Consider the following 1,258-nt stretch of genomic DNA (forward strand, 5'->3'; position numbering starts at 1 on the left):
ATAAAAGATAATAAAACTTCCCGTATATTATCGCTTGAATTCGATTTTTTGTCAAGCGCGTATTTTATAGATTTTGCCACACTTCCGTAAGAATATTGCAAAGCCAAAGCCGTTTTTTCCTCGTCAAATTTTAGTCTTTTCATTAAAACTTCTCTCAAGGTTTTTTCTGACAAAGGAAAAAATTTCAATTCCATCATTCGCGACATTAAAGGTTTCATTCCGTCTTGCGTGAGTTTATTCGTATCTGACGCTATTAAAATAAAAATATTATTGTCGGACGGCTCTTCCAAAGTTCTTAAAAAAATATTTGGCGCTCTCTTATCCATTAATTCTATTCCTTCAATAATGATTATTCTTTTCTTTCCGAGTCGCGGTTTTCTGTAAGTCATTTCTATAATATTTCGGACAGTGTCAAGCGGAATAACCGTGTGAATTATATTATAGTGAATTTTTTTTAAAGCGTCAAAAAAATTTCCTTCTATAGAATATTTTTTTTTGCCTCCTTTATTTTTTACAATATCAATTGCTTCTTTAGATTTCGCTCTAAATATGGAATCTATATATTCAATATTGTTTTCGTTGATTTCGTTTAAAGTATAATTAACCGCCAAATAATAAGGCTCTATTAAAGCGTAGCGCGAAGTTTCTTTTTTCTGCCCGAGCATATATTCTTTAGGTTCGTTTGCTGGATAATTATCGTAGCTATCGAAAATCATCGATTCGACTTTATAAAGAATGGAACGGCATGCCGTGTAAAAATCGTTAAACAAGTAAGGCAGTTTGTATTCCAAATATTGATTAAAATATATTTCGGCGTTTCTAAATCTTTCGTCCGTTCCTGCGACAATCACATCGGGATGTTTGTATTTGTCAATCGTTTTACAGGATTCGCATTCTCCGCAGTAAGTTCCGTTTTCTCTTTCGCATAAAATCGCTTTCGCATAATTTAAAGCGCTTTCAAATTTACCTATTCCTTCCTCTCCGTAAAATAAATAAGCGTGATGCAATCTTCCGCTTTTATAAATTCCCGACATTATTTTTAACGGGACGCTCTGCCCTAATACTTTAGCCAAAATTAGTTTCCTAAATTTTAATTTTTATTTAATTTGCGATTTTTTAATTTTATCATAATTAATGAAAATGACAATTATTAAAGTTTATAAATTTGTAAGTCGATTCGTCAAAAAATAACAAGAATACAAGAATATATACAAAATATAAAAAATATATATAATAACATAAAATAAATTTTAAGGCT

The 1,258-nt window shown here is 30.4% G+C and carries 1 protein-coding gene; it reads right to left on the reverse strand.

Translation table 11 applies throughout. From position 1 onward, the window contains the following. Positions 1-1,073: DNA polymerase III subunit delta' (locus EZH24_RS12065; protein WP_137999316.1), on the reverse strand; the 1,073-nt coding region annotated here is incomplete at its 3' end. Between the last annotated feature and the right edge of the window lie 185 nt (positions 1,074-1,258).

It is taken from the genome of Brachyspira catarrhinii (assembly GCF_005518285.1).
GTDB classification, from domain to species: Bacteria; Spirochaetota; Brachyspiria; order Brachyspirales; family Brachyspiraceae; genus Brachyspira; species Brachyspira catarrhinii.